The organism is Serratia sp. BW106 (genome assembly GCF_002607755.1).
Taxonomy (GTDB): Bacteria; Pseudomonadota; Gammaproteobacteria; order Enterobacterales; family Enterobacteriaceae; genus Serratia; species Serratia proteamaculans.
In genome coordinates this window covers 305759-325688 of record NZ_MCGS01000003.1, presented here as the reverse complement: position 1 = coordinate 325688, position 19930 = coordinate 305759, and the positions used below count along the sequence as shown (strand labels likewise).

General features: G+C 52.3%; 10 protein-coding genes. 8 read left to right on the top strand and 2 right to left on the bottom strand.

The genetic code is table 11. From position 1 onward, the window contains the following. The first annotated feature begins 207 nt into the window (after positions 1-207). Positions 208-1533: a long-chain fatty acid--CoA ligase gene (locus BEI65_RS03045; protein ID WP_232518969.1), complete on the top strand. Its 1326-nt coding sequence runs from the start codon at positions 208-210 to the stop codon at positions 1531-1533. A gap of 55 nt (positions 1534-1588) precedes the next feature. Here BEI65_RS03045 and BEI65_RS03040 read toward each other — a convergent pair whose 3' ends face one another. Continuing rightward, positions 1589-2863: a Glu/Leu/Phe/Val dehydrogenase gene (locus BEI65_RS03040; RefSeq protein ID WP_099062074.1), complete on the bottom strand. Its 1275-nt coding sequence runs from the start codon at positions 2861-2863 to the stop codon at positions 1589-1591. Between the two features lie 620 nt (positions 2864-3483). Between BEI65_RS03040 and BEI65_RS03035 the strand changes: the two genes are divergently transcribed. The 7 genes from BEI65_RS03035 (at position 3484) to BEI65_RS03005 (ending at position 18476) form a co-directional block, all read left to right on the top strand. Further along, the gene (locus tag BEI65_RS03035; RefSeq protein WP_099062073.1) at positions 3484-4941 is read left to right on the top strand and encodes an amino acid permease; all 1458 of its coding nucleotides are present in this window, start codon (positions 3484-3486) and stop codon (positions 4939-4941) included. 626 nt (positions 4942-5567) lie between these two features. Continuing rightward, the gene (locus BEI65_RS03030; RefSeq protein WP_099062072.1) at positions 5568-7718 is read left to right on the top strand and encodes a type I secretion system permease/ATPase; all 2151 of its coding nucleotides are present in this window, start codon (positions 5568-5570) and stop codon (positions 7716-7718) included. An 81-nt stretch (positions 7719-7799) separates the two neighbouring features. After that, positions 7800-9215, top strand: coding sequence for an HlyD family type I secretion periplasmic adaptor subunit (locus BEI65_RS03025; protein ID WP_099062071.1), 1416 nt, complete (start codon positions 7800-7802; stop codon positions 9213-9215). A 78-nt stretch (positions 9216-9293) separates the two neighbouring features. After that, a complete protein-coding gene (locus BEI65_RS03020; protein WP_157765414.1) occupies positions 9294-10340 on the top strand; it encodes a DUF5625 family protein in 1047 nt (348 codons plus the stop codon). A gap of 15 nt (positions 10341-10355) precedes the next feature. Beyond that, positions 10356-16727: a S8 family serine peptidase gene (locus BEI65_RS03015; protein ID WP_099062069.1), complete on the top strand. Its 6372-nt coding sequence runs from the start codon at positions 10356-10358 to the stop codon at positions 16725-16727. 80 nt (positions 16728-16807) lie between these two features. Beyond that, entirely contained in the window at positions 16808-17773 is a 966-nt protein-coding gene (locus tag BEI65_RS03010; protein ID WP_099062068.1) for a helix-turn-helix domain-containing GNAT family N-acetyltransferase, read from the top strand. A gap of 133 nt (positions 17774-17906) precedes the next feature. Then, on the top strand, positions 17907-18476 hold the full coding sequence (locus BEI65_RS03005) for a glycerol-3-phosphate responsive antiterminator (protein ID WP_232518967.1): 570 nt from the start codon (positions 17907-17909) through the stop codon (positions 18474-18476). On the opposite strand, the gene BEI65_RS03000 is transcribed toward BEI65_RS03005, so the two are convergent. Beyond that, on the bottom strand, positions 18477-19925 hold the full coding sequence (locus BEI65_RS03000) for an FGGY-family carbohydrate kinase (RefSeq protein WP_099062066.1): 1449 nt from the start codon (positions 19923-19925) through the stop codon (positions 18477-18479). Between the last annotated feature and the right edge of the window lie 5 nt (positions 19926-19930).

The following is a 19930-nucleotide window of genomic DNA, read 5'->3' as shown; positions in this document are numbered from 1 at the left end:
AGGGATCCCGATTAATGAGCAACTGATTACCATCTGTCACCACTGGGATGGGAACATATCAACCTGAGCGGGGATTACGTCTGGAGAACGAACCTCAAACTGGGACAGGGTAAATACCGCGCATTACGCTCAGTGAATAGTAATATGTACAAAAAACAGGCTTAGCGTAGGATAATTTCCGTTTTCCAAGCGGACCCCTATTATGGCGTGCTAAAAGCCGGCGCGGTGGTGGTGCCGCTGAACACATTGTTAAAGGCGGGGGAGTTTGAATACTATCTGCAGGATTCGCAGGCGGTGCTCTTCTTTTGCTTTGAGGGCGGTAACGGATTAACGCTGGGGGAAGAGGCGCGACGTGCGTTTGATACTGCTGAACAGTGCCGTGATTTTATCATTATCGGCGACAGCCTGCCGCTGGCAGGTGACCGTTTCAGCCAGGTTATCAGCACCCAGCCCACCGATTTTGACAGTGCCACCACGCTGGAGTCGGACACCGCCGTGATCCTCTACACCAGCGGGACCACCGGACGCGCCAAGGGGGCTGAACTGACGCACGCCAACCTGGTGCTGAACGCGCTGGGTTCGGTACAGTTGTTCAATAGCTCGGTAGAACAGCCCGATCGCCATTTGGTGACACTGCCGCTATTCCATACTTTTGGTTCCACCGTACAGATGAATGCCGGCTTTGCCCTGGCGGCGACGCTGGTTCTGGTGCCGCGTTTTGATGCGAAGCAGGCCATCGCGCTGATGCAAACACACGCCATCACCTTTTTTGCCGGGGTGCCCACCATGTACTGGGCGTTACTGAATGCGCTGGATGACACCGCGGACCTTGTCCTGTTACGTAAAAATCTGCGCATGGCGGTATCCGGTGGCGCCAGTTTACCCGTGCAAATTATCGAGGACTTTGCCCAGCGCTTCGGCGTGAATATTCTGGAAGGTTACGGCTTATCGGAAACCAGCCCGGTTGCGACCTTTAACCACCCGGGCCGAGTCAATAAAGTCGGCTCTATTGGCCAGCCCATTTGGGGCATTGAAGTTCGTCTGGTCGATGTCACCGGTAAAACACTGACGGAGATAGATCAGGTAGGCGAGATTGCGGTGCGTGGCCACAACGTGATGAAAGGCTACCTTAACCGCCCGGAAGCGACGGCCGAGGTGCTGGAAAAGGGCTGGTTCAGGACCGGTGACCTGGCCCGCCGTGATGCCGATGGCTTCTATTTTATCGTCGACAGATCGAAGGATGTGATTATCCGCGGCGGATTTAACGTCTACCCACGTGAAGTTGAAGAACTGATGATCCGTCATCCGGCGGTGTCATTTGTGGCGGTGATTGGTGTAGCGCATCCGTCACTCGGCGAAGAGATCAAAGCGGTGGTGGTGTTAAAGGATGTGGATGAAACGGTGAGTGAAGATCAGTTGATAGCCTGGACCAGAGAGCGGCTGGCGGCGTTTAAATATCCGCGTATCGTTGAATTTGTTGAACGGTTACCGATGACCAGTACCGGCAAGGTGATGAAGCGGCTGCTGCGCTAAAGGGATCACTTTGAAAGACTCCCGGCCTGCAACGCAAGCCGGGAGAGATAACGCATTAACCTGGGTAAATGCCACGCTCTTTACGTGCGGTCAGGATACGCTCACAGGCGACGATATAAGCCGCTGTGCGCAGGCTGCACTCTTTCTCTTCGGCTTTGTTCCAAACGTGAACCATAGCGTCGGTCATGATCTTGTCCATACGCTCGTTGATCTCGCTTTCGCTCCAGAAGTAGCTGGCCATGTCCTGTACCCACTCGAAGTAACTGACGGTCACGCCGCCGGCGTTACAGATTACGTCAGGTACTACGGTGATGTTGCGTGAACGCAGCACGTCGTCCGCATCTGGGTAGGTTGGGCCGTTGGCGCCTTCCAGAACCAGTTTGGCGCTGAGGATTTCTGCGCGTTGACGGGTAATCTGACCTTCCAGCGCGGCTGGGATCAGGATATCCATGTCAACAGACCAGAAAGCTTCGCTTTCGATTTCGCTGGCGCCAGGGAAACCGGCAATCATCTTGTTCTTGGCTTGCCATTCGGTCAGTGCAACCAGATCGATGCCGTTGGCGTTGAACAGGGTAGCGGAGTGGTCCTGAATCACCACCACACGCGCGCCGATGCCCACAAACAGGCGGGCGGCTTCGCTGCCCACGTTACCAAAGCCCTGAACCGCAACTTTGGCACCTTCGATTTGCACGCCCAGACGTTTCGCCACTTCACAGCCCGTCACGAACACACCGCGACCGGTTGCTTTCTCACGACCCAGAGAACCGCCCAGATGAATAGGCTTACCGGTAACCACGCCGGTGATGGTAGTGCCGTGGTTCATGGAGTAGGTATCCATCATCCAGGCCATCACTTTGGAGTTGGTACCGACGTCCGGTGCCGGGATGTCTTTCTGTGGCCCGATGATAAAACCGATTTCGCTGGTGTAGCGACGGGTCAATCTTTCCAGCTCGCCTTCAGACAGTTTGAAAGGATCGACGCGGATCCCCCCCTTGGCACCACCGTAAGGCAGATTGACTGCCGCACATTTGATGGTCATCCAAGCCGACAACGCCATGACTTCATCGAGATCAACGTCCGGGTGATAACGGATGCCGCCTTTACCTGGGCCGCGCGACAGGTTGTGCTGAACGCGGAAGCCTTCGAAATGGCGGATTGAACCGTCGTCCATCTGCAGTGGGATATCAACGATCAGCGCACGCTTAGGGTGACGCAGGGTATCAACCCAACGCGACAGATCACCCAGGTAAGGTGCAACGCGGTCGATTTGTTGCAGATAGGTGGCCCAGGCCGTTGTGCTGCTTTCTGAAGCGTAGGATAGCTTTTCCATAACCAACCTTTTTTATATAGAGGTATTTATTTCGTTTAACCGTGGATTACTAAGTGCATAACACTTTTGCGACGCTAAATTTACCATTAAAAACGCAGCTTGTTAGCCCCCCCTCATCGGGCTGCGGGCCGGTTTCCAGCGGGTTTTGAGGAGTAAAAATGAATAGTTAATTACTTTTGTTTGGAGGTTGCCCTGAGTAAGCATTCTTTATGCATAAAAAATGCATAAAACTCGTTTTTATCTATTTTTCAGAAGCTTGAATGTGATCAAAAAGTTTCATTTTATTTAAGTGTCGTGTTGACAATGCCGTTTCCTGACGCCAGAGTTAAATTCATGTTAAATCTGCGTTGGTCGCGTTTTTTTCTTAACCGGGAATAATTACAACCCACTGATATAAATACCTTTAATTTCCACGCTCATGCTTCGCATGCTCAATGTGGGCTACCGCTCAGTTCGAACAGTGGTTTTCTGAGACGTACAGATATTTACTTCCCTTTAACAAAAGGGCAGGCAGCGTTTGGCCTGAATTTCTTTTTTGCCGGTAGAACGCCAGCGGCGTTTCACTCCTGCTGCAGCGACAACAAGCTGCTTAATCGCCTTGATGACGGACAGGTAACACCATGACAAAAAGTAAGCAACATCGGTTGAATACTCCTTCAACCGAGGGGCACGACTGCGCCCAAACATTGCAACGTGGCCTGAGCGAACGCCATATTCAACTTATTTCCATTGGCGGCGCGATTGGTACCGGGTTGTTTATGGGCTCTGGCAAAACCATTGCACTTTCCGGCACCTCTATTGTGTTGACCTATGTGATTGTCGGCTTCTTTATGTTTATGGTGATGCGGGCAATGGGGGAGTTATTGCTAACCAAGCTCGACTACCGCTCGTTTGCCGATTTCGTTTCCGAATACCTGGGGCCCAAAGCCAGTTTTTTTCTGGGTTGGTCCTACTGGTTGAGCTGGGTGGTGACCTGTATCGCCGACGTGGTGGTGTGCGGTGGTTACGTGCAGTATTGGTACCCTGAGGTTTCCCCCTGGCTACCGGCGTTACTGACCCTGGGCCTGCTGTGTCTGTTTAATATGCTGTCGGTGAAGATGTTCGGCGAGGCGGAGTTTTGGTTTGCCATCATCAAAGTGATAGCCATTATCGCGTTGATCCTGACCGGGGCCTGGATGGTGTTTATCGGCTGGACCTCGCCGGACGGCGTTAAAGCTTCGGTGAGCAATATCACCGACCCCAATATCTTTATGCCGCACGGTATTTTCGGTTTCTTTGCCGGCTTCCAGATTGCCATTTTCTCCTGCACCGGTATTGAGCTGCTGGGCACCATGTCGGCCGAAACCAAGGATCCGCAAAAGGTTCTGCCGAAGGCCATCAACGTTATCCCGGTGCGGATTATCATCTTCTACGTGTTCTCAATGCTGGCGATTATCGCTGTGACCTCATGGAGCCACGTGTCACCGGACAGCAGCCCGTTCGTCATGTTGTTCGACCAGGCCGGTTTGCCCGCGGCGGCGGCGGTGATTAACTTTGTGGCGTTGACCTCGGCGATGTCTTCGGCCAATAGCGGCGTTTATTCCAGTACCCGCATGCTGTATGGCCTGTCGATGGAGAAACACGCCCACGGGCAGTTCAAAATACTGTCCCGCACCACGGCGATCCCGATCCGCAGCCTGATGTTCTCCTGCTTTTGCATGGTGGTGGGCACCATGCTGTTGATCCTGATGCCGGATGTCATGACGCTGTTTACCATTGTCTCGACCGTGGCGGCAATACTGGTGGTCTACAGCTGGGGCATGATCCTGGTGGCTTATCTGGTCTACCGTAAGCAGCAGCCCGAACTGCACGCGCGTTCTACCTTCAAGATGCCGGGTGGGGTGATCATGACCTGGCTGACGTTGGCGTTCTTTGCTTTCACGCTGGTGCTGATGATTTTCGACCGAGATACCCTGATTGCGTTGTGCAGTATGCCGCTGTGGTTTATCGCTCTGGCGCTGGTGTGGCGTTTCAGAGTTAAAAATAGCCTGACGCAGGAAAACTACGTGTTTTACCAACGTAGCCATGAGGCTGAGTAGTCAGCATTGGTTAAAGCGTAAAAAAAGGCGAGGGCGCCCCCTAAGAAGCCCTCGCCAAAAAGCAGGATAACCCGCCCGGGTCTACCTAAAACGATTTAAACGATAAAGTCGGCATTGGCATTGGCATGACCGACGATGTGGTACTTGTTGGACAGCACATACCTATATGTAAACTCATCATGTGAATAAATTAATCAAGCTGTATCTATAACCGTTACTAGGTGCATTACTTTACATCTTCTTTGTGTGTGATTTTTTATGCCTTTTATTTTAATTTTAACTCTTTATTTTATAGGGTTAATTTTTTTATTTTTTACTTGTGAACGTTAACGGTGGTTACTTGTTGTGGGCTTGGAGTATAGCTTTGTGTTATTAATTGATCGATGAGTTTTATATATCCATTACCCGGATGAATCTAATTAAAAAAAATATAATCACGAACTAAAATCCGATTTTAAATATCAATAAAACTGGCGTAATAGTCAACTGTATTTCCCATGAGATAGTTAACTGGAAAATACGAATTTAAGTCTTTTTATTAAAATAATCATCAATTTGAATTATTTAACACGCAGCCATTTAACTTCATAAATTACATGACCTTACCAGGTAGGCAAGGATGCATTATGGAAGAACCAAAAGTGAATAGTGATAGGGTGAATTCCCCTCCGGAGATGGATACCGGGCTTATTTGTCTGGTGATGTTAGCCCGGTTTCACAATATAGCCCTTTCGCCAGAGCAAATCTCACACCAGTTCGCTACCTCTAATCAAGGGGTGACGCTGAATGAATTGCTCTTGGCTGCCCGTCAATCGGGGATAAAGGCCAGGGTCGTTCACATCAAGGTCGCCAGACTTGAACACACACCCTTGCCCGCCATTGCCATTGATCGGGATGGGACATTTTTCATTTTAGCCAAGCTGGATCAGGGGCAAGCCTTGATCCAGGATCCGCGCTCGGGGCGACCAGAAGTGATCAGCGTCGAGGCATTTGAACAACGCTGGACGGGGAAACTGGTCCTGGTGCGCTCCAGTAACGTTCTGTCCGGTGAACCCTCGCGTTTTGACTTCACCTGGTTTATCCCGGCGATCGTCAAATACCGCAAATTGTTGGGGGAGGTATTACTGGTTTCTTTTGCCCTGCAGCTGTTTGCACTGGTTACACCTTTGTTTTTTCAGGTCGTCATGGACAAAGTGCTGGTACATCATGGCCTTACCACGCTTGATGTTATTGCTACCGGGTTGTTGAGCATCATGCTTTTCGAATCGGCCCTGAGCGGTTTGCGCAGCTACGTGTTTGTTCATACTACCAGCCGTATCGATGTGGAGCTGGGGTCAGGGCTATTTCGACATTTGGTTAATTTGCCGCTGGCTTACTTCCAGGCCCGCCGGGTTGGTGATTCGGTTGCCCGGGTACGTGAACTGGAAAACATCCGCAGTTTTCTCACCGGCAACGCCATTACGCTGATGCTTGATGTCCTTTTTTCTCTGGTTTTCATTCTGGTAATGCTCTTTTACAGCGGCTGGCTGACCCTCGTTGTGCTGGTGTCCTTGCCGCTTTATGCCCTGGTCTCGATGTTAGTGACGCCTTTGTTGCGTAAAAGGTTGCAGGACAGTTTCACGCGTAGTGCCGAGAATCAGGCGTTCCTGGTTGAAACGATAAACGGCATCGACACCCTTAAGTCCATGGCAGTAGAACCCCAGGTGGTTCGCAAATGGGAAAGCCAGATGGCGGCGTATGTAGCCGCAGGATTCAAAACACAGACCTTATCTACTCTCGCTAATGAAAGCGTCTCACTTATTGGCAAATTGGTGACGGTAGCCACTCTCTGGCTTGGGGCCCGCCTGGTGATAGAGGGGCAACTGTCTGTGGGCGAGCTGATTGCGTTCAATATGCTGGCGGGGCGTGTCAGTGGTCCGATCATGCGGCTGGCACAACTGTGGACCAGCTTTCAACAAACCGGGGTCTCGGTACAGCGACTGGGGGACATTCTCAATGCCCGGACTGAGTTGTCTCAGGCGACTCGCAGCGCCGTCCCCCCACTTAAGGGGCGGGTAGAGTTTGAACAGGTGCATTTTCGGTATCGGCCCGACGGATCTGAGGTACTACGTGGCATCAATTTGGTGATTGGTGCCGGAGAGATCATTGGTGTGGTCGGTCGTTCCGGTTCGGGCAAAAGCACCTTGACCCGTTTGTTACAGCGACTTTATGTGCCGGAACGTGGGCGGGTGATGGTTGATGGCATGGACTTGGCCTTGGCCGATGTGTCTTCGTTGCGCCGGCAGATTGGTGTCGTGCTGCAGGACAACATGCTGTTCAACCGCAGTATTCGGGAAAATATTGCGCTGAGCGATCCGGGTGCGCCACTCGAGGTGGTAATGCACGCCGCCAATATGGCCGGTGCCCATGAGTTCATTCTGGAACTGCCTGAAGGTTACGACACCATGGTGGGTGAACACGGGGCATCACTTTCGGGTGGTCAGCGCCAGCGCGTGGCCATCGCCCGGGCCTTAATCGGTAATCCGCGCATTTTGATTTTCGACGAAGCCACCAGTGCACTGGATTATGAGTCTGAGCGGGTGGTTCAACAGAACATGAAAAGTATCTGCCAGGAACGCACGGTCATTATCATCGCCCACCGGTTGTCAGCGGTCCGCGATGCTCATCGAATTCTCGTTATGGAGTGCGGGGAGATCGCAGAACAGGGTACTCACGCCGAGTTATTGGCTCGCCAGGATGGGCACTATTCTCGGCTGTATCGTATGCAGCAGGGTTGACAAGTCAGCCGTTCGACCGGCGGCCCCCGCAGCAGGCGGGGCCAGGCTCAACCGACGCAGATTCAAGGAGGAAACTTTCTCATGAGTGACACGTTTTCTTTATACCAGCGCTATCGCCACGTATGCCTTCAGTCTTGGCGACGACGTAAAAGCATGGATGTACCACCGCGCCTCGCCCATGAATTACAGTTTTTGCCTTCGGCATTGGAACTGCAGGAAACGCCGGTTCATCCGGCCCCGAGAGTTTTCATCTGGAGCATCATGGGTTTTGCCGTATTGGCATTGCTCTGGGCCTGTCTGGGCCACATCGAGATCGTGGCGGTTGCTCCGGGAAAGATCGTCCCTAATGGTAAAACCAAACTGATCCAACCGAGTGAAACGGCGGTGATCAGAGCAATTCACGTTAATGACGGCCAAGCGGTGAAAGCAGGGCAGCTGTTGGTTGAGCTTGATCCTACGGCGGCTGGAGCCGACGTCAGCCGGATCCAAAGTGAACTGCTGGCAGCCCGTATCGACAGTGCGCGAGCGGCGGCTATGCTCGATGCGATTAATCAGCAACAGGTTCCCGCGTCACTGGCAGGGGTGATTGCCAAAGCAAACCCTGAGCAGGTGCTTAGCGCCGAGCGCTGGCTTCAGGGGCAATATCAGGAATATCACAGCAGCCTGGCGTTGGCGGCGACGGAAATCCACCAACGCAGCGCGGAAATCCAGTCGGCACAGTCCCAGGTCGCCAACCTGCAACAAGCATTGCCCATTGCGATGCGATTAGCCAGGGACTACCAGCGATTATTGAAGAAGCACTATGTGTCGCAGCATGAGTACCTTGAAAAAGAACAGGTGCGACTGGATCTGCAACGTCAGTTACGCGTGCAACAGGCCAGCGTGTTGCAGTATACCGCCGCCCTGGACGAGGCGCGTCGTCGTCAAGAAAGTGTAGTTGCGCAAAACCGCCGCGCGATGCTCGACCTGCAGCAAGAAGCCAACCAAAAAGTGGAGGTTCGGCTTCAGGAACTGTCGAAAGCGGACTATCAAAAAAAACTCACCCGGCTTAAGGCCCCGGTATCCGGCACGGTGCAACAACTGGCTATACATACCCTTGGCGGCGTAGTGACACCGGCCCAGTCGCTAATGGTCATTGTACCCGCAGACCAACCGGTAGAAGTGGAAGCGATGCTGGAAAACAAGGATGTGGGGTTCGTCCACGTCGGGCAAGCGGTCACCGTTAAAGTGGAAACCTTTACCTTTACCCGCTACGGCACCATCGAAGGCGAAATTATCAACGTGTCGAACGACGCCATCGAAGATCAAAAGTTGGGACTCATTTATAGCAGTCGTATCCGGTTGAAGTCCGATCACGTACAGGTCAATGGTCGGCGAGTGGGACTGTCGCCAGGCATGCGGGTCACGGCAGAAATAAAGACCGATCAGCGTCGGGTGATTGATTATTTCCTGAGCCCGCTAACAAGGTCTTTGAATGAAAGCCTACGCGAGCGTTAGGTAACCGCTAATGGTCAGAAGGGCCATTTATTACTGTGGGGTAGCAAGATGAAGGGAATAAGGATAAGAGAAAAATTAATGGATTATCGTCGATTGCTTATTCTACTTTGCTGCATAGGATTAGTGGCATGCAATGAACCTGTCGTTCAATACAAACGTATCTATGTCTCGCAGATAGGTCAGTCCGTCGAGTTCCAGTTTGACGTCAAAAAAACGGGAGATTATCAGTTTGCCTTGCTGTTTTCCGCTTCTGAAGAGAAAGAAAATAGTGAAGAAAGAAAGTTGCAGATTAATCTGTTCGGTGATGAACAGAACGAGGGGGAGAAAATCCCGATTTCATTACGTCTGGTCAAAGACGGTAAGCTATTTTCAGAGGAAGTGATTGATAGTTCAGGCACTATTGGCAGAGATAAATTCTATCGTGGATATGAGACAAATACTGTCTTAGTCAGGAATATTAAAATAATAGATTTACCTCCTGGTCATTACTCGGCGACGATTGGAGTTATTAGCGACACGCCAGATTTTGATTATGTTAGTACTTTTGCCATGATGCTTGATGTCTCCCCGAAAAACCTTGCTCAGGTTAGTAAACAAAATAAGGCAACAGCCGAAAGATTGAACAGCGAGTGGCATACTGACTGGCGGTTTGCGAAGTGGTTGGCGCAAGGGGTCTACTGTATTGCTTTCTGCGGTGACTCACTCAATATTTTTCAGCCGATAGATATCTCTCAGTCGAGGCAGTCCGTCAAAATTGATTTTAAGGTCAATAAGGAAGGACGTTATCAGTTTGCTTTGATGTTTGACAAGAACACAGAAAACCATGAAGAAATGTTCAGGCGACTTAAATTGTTTGGGGGTTTTAACAATAAAGGGGTTGTTATTTCAGTTTCATTTAAACTGCTAAGAAATGGCAGGATTTTTTATAACAGAAAAATAAATTCTGCGAGGTCAAATGGAAGTCGTTCCGTTCATGTGGAAGAGAGGTCAATATATTCTTCAGAGAGAGTTGTGAGAATACTTGAGTTGTCGCCAGGCCATTACTCAGTGACGATCACTACGCTAGGTAATACGCCGGAATTTATCGGGATAGAGAGTTTTTTTAGCGTTACTGCTGTCTATTAACAAGGAGTGTAAAAGATGAAAAATAAATATACCGTAACTTATAAAGTGGCAGAGAGAGGCTCCACGTATACGTACCAAAAAGATACTGAAAAAAACAAGGCGGGAAGCTCCCATCCTTCCCCCGGTGGTCATATGTGGTATGTCTTCAGTGATGGCAATGGCAAAGAGGAAAGTTACGGCTTCGAGTCAGTGAACGGTAAAGTATTTGACGTGGGGAAGGTAACTCAAGACGATAATGCCGCATACCAACAAACTTCATATGAGGTGACTATCGCGCTGACGGCAAACCAATATAATAAGCTAAAAGCCTTTTCAGAAGAACCTTGGCTGGCCGGGTTTAATGATAAAAAATATCGAGCCACTTATAATAGTTGTGTGGATTTTGTATATTATTCATTAAGGGAGATTGGGTATAATGGCCGCCGATTTGAGGGGAACCTGTTTCCTAATGATAATGCTGTCATATTGAAGTCAATACTAACAGCGCAGGGCGCCACTATCATTCGTGATGACCTAATTCGTAATGGTGACCATTATGAAAAAAGAAAATTCAATGATTCATTACTTACTCCAGAGTGGCTCAAACCTATAGATAATGTAGGGACAACTCCTGATGTACCGAAAAACCTGATTAACATAGAAATCAATCCATCCCCGCAGGCGAAGCAACATATTCAGGGCGAAAACAAAGCCCAGCAGGATGCCGCCAACGGCTATATCCAGAATGCGGCGACCCACAGCATTTTTGCCATTGGAGGAATGCTCGATCAAACGGACTTTGCTTCTACTCAAATGGCCAGCCTGGCCAGTGGAGGCATTCGACCCGGTGAAGTGCAGCTGGATCCCAACGCCCGGCCCAACAGCTATTTGTCGCAGTTCTACCAAACGCCCGACGACAATTATACCGACTCCAGCCTGCGCAACGCCGCAACTTTGAACGGATTGTCGGCCATGATGACGTTCAACACCTATGTTGATCCGTTGCTACTGGATTTAACCGGCGATGGCGTGCGCATGACCGACATCGCTGACGGTGTGCTGTTTGACACCGACCACAGCGGTACGCTTAAGCGCAGCGGCTGGGCAGACAGTAAAACCGGCATGCTGGTGATCGACGATGGCAGCGGCCAGATAACCGATGTCAGTCAAATGTTCTCCGAGTATTACGCTGGCAAGGCCGGTGTCGGTGGCGCAGCAGGCGAGCGAAAATTCAAGGATGCCTTCGGTGCCCTAGCCAGCGAAGATGCCAACCGGGACGGGGTGATTGATCATAACGATCCGATCTGGAGCAAACTGCGGGTCTGGGTCGACGGCACTCAGGATGCGAAAGTCGATGCGGGCGAACTTAAAACGCTGGCAGAACTGGGGATTAGTCAAATTAGCGTCCGGGCTTCCGACAAAAGCGAAATTCGTGACGGTAACCGGGTTATTGCCAGTGGCACCTTTACCATTAACGGCAAAACTCAGGAAGCATTGGCCGTCGACTTCCTGGGCGATCCGGTCAGCAACACCCTTACTCAGCAAGGTACCGGCACGCGGGTAACTTCCACTACTGAGGGTGTCACCACCACGGCTTATGCCAGCCAGAGCAAAACCGCAGAAACCCTGGATGCGGCTGAATTGGGGGTAAACAATCTGTATGGCGGTAGCGGCAATGACAGATTGATAGCGGCCAAAACCGGCAGTTGGCTGGTCGGCGGTGCCGGGAGCAATACTTATATCGGCGGTACCGGCGATGACGTATTTGTCATCAGCGCTTCAGACAAAACGGAAAATATTAACGGCAACGGTGGCCGGGACACGGCAATCATTGTCGGTAAACAAGGCGTCGAGCTGAACATGGCTCAGGCCGGTTTAACTATCGCCCAAGGCGGAGGCGGCAATGACATAATCAGAAGCGGCGGGGCCAATGGCGTTTTTATCAAAGGGGGCGCTGGCCATTCGACGCTGGTAGGCGGTATGGGTAACGACGTGCTGGTCGGGGGCAGTGGCCGCAACACCCTGATTGGGGGGAGCGGTAAGTCGGTTATTTACGCCGGGCCACAGGGGGACACCATTTATGCGTCCGAAGGCGGCAGCATCATTCACGCCGGCGGCGGGGCCGATATGATTTTCGGCGGTTTTGGGAATGATGTTATCGAAGTCGGGCAGGGTAATGCCACCATTGACGGCGACGGCGGAGTTAATTTGGTCAGCCTGCATGGCAAACATGGCGACTACCGTATCACCCGTACCGCTGAAGGGTATCAAGTGGTTGATAAAGTGGCCGATCGTGACGGCACAATAACGCTGAAAAATATCCAGAAACTCAATTTCTCGGACATTTCTGCCGTTGATTTACAAACCCCGAACCCAATGCCTGTCGAGGATGTTCTCACTCACGACCAGGCCGGCAAGGTGTTCGGCCGCACACAGCCCCATCTGATTGCCGCAAAGAGCCTGCTGGCCAACGACCAACATCTCAATAGTCAGGGTGCCTTGCGCATTGCCAATGTCGGGGATGCTATCGGCGGCAAAGTCAGCCTCACTGCCCAGGGCGATGTATTGTTTACCCCTGATGCCGCTTATACCGGTCTGCTGAGTTTCAAGTACGGTATCGTCGATGCTGCCGGTCATATTTCCACCTCTGTCGTGGATCTGGACAGCGGACAAACTGCACCGATGCGGGCCGCCGTCACCTTATTGACTCCGGAAGTGCCCAGTGATCCTCTGGCTGCGCAGCAGTGGTATCTGAGCGACACCCACATTCTGCCTGTCTGGCAAGACTACAGTGGCAAAGGGGTGCGTATCGGACAGTTCGAGCCGGGCGGGCAGTTCGCCACCGCGCCAGAAATATTTGATATTAATCACCCCGATCTTGTCGCCAATGTCGACAAAGCCTGGCTACAGTCTCAGCAGGACAACGGCACTTTGCCGAGTCTGGTCTCCAACCACGCCACCATGGTGGCCGGGGTGATGGTCGCAGCGAAGAATGATAAAGGCGGCGTCGGGGTAGCCTATGGCGCTACGCTGGGGGCCTATTATCTGGCCAATAGCGGTGCCGACCTCGCGGGCTTGGGGCATATGGTCAGTTTTGACGTTGCCAACAACAGTTGGGGGTTCACCAACGATTTTGCCCTCAGCAGTTTTCAGGACGGTGCAATAAACACGGCTTCTTCATTGAGCATGAATGCGCAATACGCAGCGGCCAATGGTCGTGGTGGGTTAGGCACCGTTATCGTGGCGGCCGGGGGTAATCATCGTGCAGCCGGTGGCAATGCTCAGGGGTCATTGACCAATAACAATCGCTTTTCCGTGGAGGTCGGTGCGATCAACGCACAGGGCGATTTATCGACGTTACAAATTGGCTCTTCACCTTTCTCGAATCCGGGGGCCAGCCTGTTGATTTCTGCGCCGGGCAGCAATGTCGTGTCCACCAGCCATATGCTGAAAACCGAGCGAGGCTCCACCTTCGGTAATGACTACACCAGCATGCAAGGCACCAGTTTTGCTGCGCCGATAGTCTCCGGTATTGTGGCGCTGATGCTGGAGGCCAACCCAAACCTGGGCTATCGGGATGTGCAGCAGATCCTGGCATTGTCGGCACGCAAGGTTAACGATCCCGCTACGCAATGGAACGACAATCACGGCCGGAGCTGGAATGGCGGCGGGATGCACACCAGCCATGACTACGGGTTTGGTGAGGTTGATGCACGGGCTGCGGTTCGCTTGGCAGAAGCCTGGATGACACAAAGTACGGCGGCAAACGAGCATGTCTATAGCGCTTCCAGCGGCCCCGTGGCGAAAACCCTGGCGGCGGGGGCAACGTTAACCTCGTCCATCGCCATGAATGCCGGTTTGAATGTCGAACATGTTGAAATCGATTTTGATGCCCAGGTGGGCCGCCTTGGCGATCTGACGCTGAAACTGATCTCTCCTGAGGGTACCGAAAGCCTGTTACTCCATCGTCAGGGCAAGGTTCCAGACGGCATGCCGGGGGCCAGTGCGACCGACATGGGAAGCGGTCAATCGGGAAAATTCAGATACAGCTTTATGTCGACCCATGATTTTGGTGAACGTTCGGTAGGAAACTGGACCCTGCAGATGACCGATGCAAGCTCAGGACTACCGGTCACATTAAATGCCTGGTCGCTACGTTTGTACGGCAGCAAGAGCACCGTGGATGATACCTATTTTTACACCGACGAATATGTCCAGTCGGTAGTTGGGCAGGCCAATCGCGCAGTGCTGGACGACGCAGTCAATGGTGTGGCAGGGGGGCGTAATACTCTCAATGCGGCAGCGGTATCCAAAGATACCTCGGTTAACTTGTTGACCGGTGTTGCCAGTATTGGCGGCGACGCGCTGACGATAAAAAATCCAACCAGCATTCAGAACATCGTTACCGGTGATGGCAACGATACGCTGGTTGCCGGTCATGCTGATGCTTTGCTTGATGGTGGACGTGGGAACAACTCGCTTGCAGGCGGCGCAGGCAAGGATTTGTTTGTGGTTCACCGTCGTCAGGCCGGTAGCGATGTTATCCGTCATTTTGAGGCCGCTCGTGGAGAAATCGTCAATCTGGTTGGCTTTGCCGGGAAAACTTTTGCCGATTTGGTGCTAAAGCAACAGGGGGCAGATGTGAAGGTCGAGCTGGGTAAAGGCCAGAGCATCATCCTGAAAGGCCAGACACTTGATGGGATCCATGCGGGGAACTTTAGCTTCCAGGACAGCTTTATTGCGCCGTTGGCTTACACCAGCAGTGATACCTCAACGCACCAACCACAAGAAGGCCTGGGTACCGTGATCCTCAACGGCGGTGGCAAGGGCGTCCTGCTCAGTAGCGATGCTCAGGGGCGGATGGTATTTAAGCTTAATGGGAAGATTTACAGTCACGATAGCGCTGCAAAGAACGTTTTTGTGGTGGCAGAGCAGCCTGGGGTCAAAAATTACCAAAACGCTTTGCGTGGTTTCCGCCACGGCGTTGATAAAATTGATTTGCGACAGACCGGTATCACGGATTTCAGCCAGTTGAACATCACTCAAACCAACCGTGGCACGATCAACGGGCTGTCACAAATTCATGGCGTTGACGTTAGTTTCAAGGGTGGTGGCGAGTCAGATGCCATGGTGAAACTGCTGTATCTCGATGCCCTGGAAACATCACAAATCAATGCGGCTGATTTTCTTTTTGCGGTAGCTGCACCGGATATCGTGCCAGCGGTAAGCCCTTTGGTAACGCAAGTCCCCGAACCACCAACGCTGACGGCGACCGAACCCGTGGCACCAGTCAATCCCGTGATTCCAGGGTTACCTCCCATGGTCGTCGATAAGCCTTTGGTGCTGCCTATTGAGTTTACACCGGTTAAGCCTATCGAGTTGGCGCCGGCTGAGTCGATGCAAATTGAGAGGACGCCAATCCCCAAAATTGACTCCAGTAAGTGGGAGCGGATAGAACCAATCAGCTTCAAACGAGCAGAGTGGGTGGAGCCAATCAGCGTCAAACCCGTTGAGTTAGAGCCAATTGCATGGAATACCCCACCGGGCATCCAGGTAGCTGAGCCAGAAGTAAAACCGACGTTAGTGTCTCTGGATGCCAATAGTATCAGGATCAAAAAATCCTTTGCCGATCTCACCTTGGGGGACGAGAGTAAAACCATCAGCGTTGAGGCGTTCGGCAGCACGGTGGTGGCAGGTAACGGTGATAACAAAGTCAAAGTGTCGGGTTCTTGGGCCAAGATCACGCTAGGTCAGGGTAATAATCTTGTTGTCGGTGATATCGATAAACTCACTGTCGGCGATGGCAATAATACCATCGCAAACAGCGGAACCTTTACCAAAGCAACGTTGGGCAATGGCAACAATACGTTCACCAGCAGCGGATCCTTTACGGAGGTGACGTTGGGCAATGGCAATAACACCCTCACTAGCAACGAAAGCTTTGCGAAGATGACGCTGGGCAATGGCAACAATAACGTCACCTGCAGTGGATCTTTTGCGGAGGTGAAGTTGGGAGATGGCAATAACCATGTGCAGGTCAGCGGTAGCATGTCGAAGATAGAAGTCGGGCATGGCGTCAATAATTTAGAATTTAAAGGCAGGATGGGGAGTCTGCTGTTTGGAAAGGACATCAGCCCTGACCGTCTGTGGTTCCAGCATAAGGAACTGGAACTGCAGATTTCAGTGATAGGCAGTAAGCAGGAGGTTAAATTACAGAATTGGTACGCCAGTTCCCCCGACCGACCAGGATACATTACGGCCGGTGATAATCAGCGCTTAATGAGCAGCTATGTTGAAAACCTTGTCCAGGCGATGGCTGCCTTTGCGCCACCGACGTCTGCGACGCTAATGCTCGGCGATATTGAGCTACAAAGGTTGCAACCGGTGTTGGCTGCCAACTGGCATTGATCGGCTAATCCCACCGATCGCTTGTATTCCAGAATGCCTCTGATATGGTTGTCTCATGCAACCATATCAGAGCGCACATCATGCCAATAACCAAAGTGGATCCGTATTTACAACCGATCAGGGACGCGTCACGCCATCTGGTGCGGGAGCTGGGTTTTATGGGCAGTACCCTGGCAGGAACCGAGTTGCCGCCGTCGGCGGTGCATGCGCTAATTGAAATTGGCGACAGGCAGGTTGAAACCGCAGCCGAGCTTTGCACGGTGCTCAACCTGGAAAAATCCAGCGTCAGCCGCATGTTGAACAAGTTGATCAAAGCCGGGGAACTGGTGACTTTACCCAGTGAGCGTGATGCCCGGGAAAAAATCCTGCAGTTAACGGATAAAGGGCGACAGACTCTGGCAGGAATTAACCGGTATGCCGAGCATCAGGTGCTTAACGCGCTAGAGCAACTGCCGGCCAACGCAAGCAGTGGCATTGCCCAAGGGTTACAGAGCTATGCCACGGCACTACGCGCTTGCCGTTTGGCTGACACACCGCTTTCTAAGTCGATCATCGAAATTGTCAGCGGCTATCTGCCCGGATTTGTCGGTAGAACGCTGGAAATGCACATGCAATATTATTCGCGCACGGTGGGCTTTGGCGCCTTTTTTGAAGCCACCGTTGGCGCAGCGCTGGCCGATCTCGCCGGAAAATTGTCACATCCGTTAAACCAGACCTGGTCGGCATTAAGTCGCGGTCGTATCGTCGGTTCGGTTTCTATCGATGGGGAAACCTTGGGGGATAACCGTGCCCATCTGCGCGCTTTCATTATTGATGACAGCCTGCGCGGCAGCGGTGTAGGCCGACAACTGTTGAACCGCGCGGTCAGTTTCTGCGATGAACGCGCGTTTGATGAAACCCATTTGTGGACCTTCAAAGGGCTGGATGCGGCCCGGCATCTGTATGAAAGCGTCGGTTTTACGCTGGCAGAAGAGCAGCCGGGCACACAATGGGGGCAGCCCATGACCGAACAGCTGTTTATTCGCCGTCAGGCTGCCCGAGATTGACGTATTGGCTACGGCGGTTGGCATGTTGGCAGGGTGTGAGCACGGCTGGGGATACCACTGGTAGGGGTGTGTTACCCTGTTGTTAATGAATAATGCCCGTAACCTATCCTGGCGGGCCTACCAGGGGAAAAACGTGTCTTCAATCGTTGAATTATTAAAACTGCATCCGGTGATTGCCGCGGTAAAAGATAATGAAAGCCTGCAGGCGGCGGTGAAGTCGGATTGCCGGATTATTTCGGTGCTGTATGGCAACATCTGCAACATTGGGCGCATCGTGCAGCAGATTAAAGACGCCGGGAAATATGCCTTCGTTCATGTTGATCTGCTGGAAGGCAGCTCCAACAAAGAAATTGTGATCAATTTTCTAAAGATCGTGACCGCCGCCGACGGCATTATCAGCACCAAAACCTCGATGGTAAAAGCCGCGCGTCAGCAGGGGTTCTATGCCATTCATCGGTTATTTATCCTCGACTCCATCTCCTTTCATAACGTCGACAAACAGGTGGCGCAGTCGACGCCGGACTGCATTGAGATCCTGCCGGGTTGTATGCCGAAAGTGTTGGGTTGGGTGGCCGAAAAGATTGATCTGCCGATCATTGCGGGTGGTTTGGTGTGTGATGAAGACGATGCCCAGACGGCATTAAAAGCCGGGGCGATTGCCGTCTCCACCACTAACCATGACGTTTGGAAATTAAAGCTTTAGTTAATCCACCAAAGGGCTGAGCGCACGTAACAAGGGATCGAGATGTGCGTTTACCCGCTGATAAACCTGTTGATTGAGTTGCTGATAAAAGGCGTGATTGGCGCTATCCGGCATAAAGCTGTCGCCTACCTTCACCAGCCTGTCGGTTGCCTGCTGATAACTGTCGAATGCGCCTACCGCCATGCCGGCATTGATGGCACAACCCACCGCGGCCGAGCCACTCATCAGGTTACGCCGTGTAGGGATGCCAAAAACGTCGGCAAAAATCTGCATAAACAGATCGCTGTTGGCACCGCCGCCGGAAATGATCAGGCTGCGGAACGGCGTATGCAGTTCCTGGGCCATCGGGTCCATATGGTTCTTCATGGTGAAGGCAATCCCTTCCAGAATGGAACGATACAGATGCGCCCGGGTATGACGGCCGTCGAAGCCGATCATCGCGCCTTTGCGGAACTCTGCTTCAGGTGGTGGCGCCCAGTCATGCACGGTGATTAATCCTTCACAGCCGGCAGGCACCCGTTCTGCCTCCTGGTTCAGCAATTCCTCAATGCTGACTCCGGCGTCGTCAGCGGCAGACAGCGCGGCTGCACCAAACTGATCGCGAAACCAGCTTACGGTCCACATACCGCGCCGCACGCCCATACATTCATACAAATAGCGGCCAGGGATCGAGGCCTGGAACGGCCAGAAATGCTGTGCGTCTTTCACATTGGCATGGCCATGCACCATAGCGCCAATATAGGTCCCCAGAGAGATCAGTGCGACGCCGGGTTCCAGCGATCCGGCCCCCAGGGCTTCTACCGCCTTATCGTGTGCAGTGGCCACCACCGGGATACCGGCAGGTAAACCGATTTGTTGGGCTGCGCGTTCGCTGAGCCGACCGAGAATTTCACCCGGTTTGACAACCTCAAACACCTGGTCGCGTGTCAGGTTACAACTTTGCCAGACGGCCGAGTCGGTGCTCCAGTCGAGTCGGTCATTGTCCATCGGCCACCAACCAATGTAGTTGGCACAGGTATCTTTGAACTCGCCGGTTAGCCTGTGGGTGATATAGCCGGAGGTGGTAGTGATATAGCGCACGCCCCGATAGGCATCAATATACTCATAGGGTTTATTCAAGCGCTTATCCATCCAGTTGATCACTGGGTAGGCCAACTCTCCATTTTCTTTTAACAGCGCACGGCAACAACGGATGATGCAGATCCCCATCGAAATAATATCCTCCGGCTGGCCGCCATGATCGGCAAAGCGCTGCATGACCCGACGGAAGGCCACTTTTAAGACATCCCACAGATCGTCATCCGGGTGCTCCGCCAGCAGCGGTGCCGGTATATCCAGCTTGCGCAGTGGCTGCTTGCCTTCGCAAATCACCTTGCCGTCCAAATCAAAAATAACCACTTTGGCGCTCTGGGTGCCCACGTCCACACCCATCAGATACTTCTTCTTCATGTTAT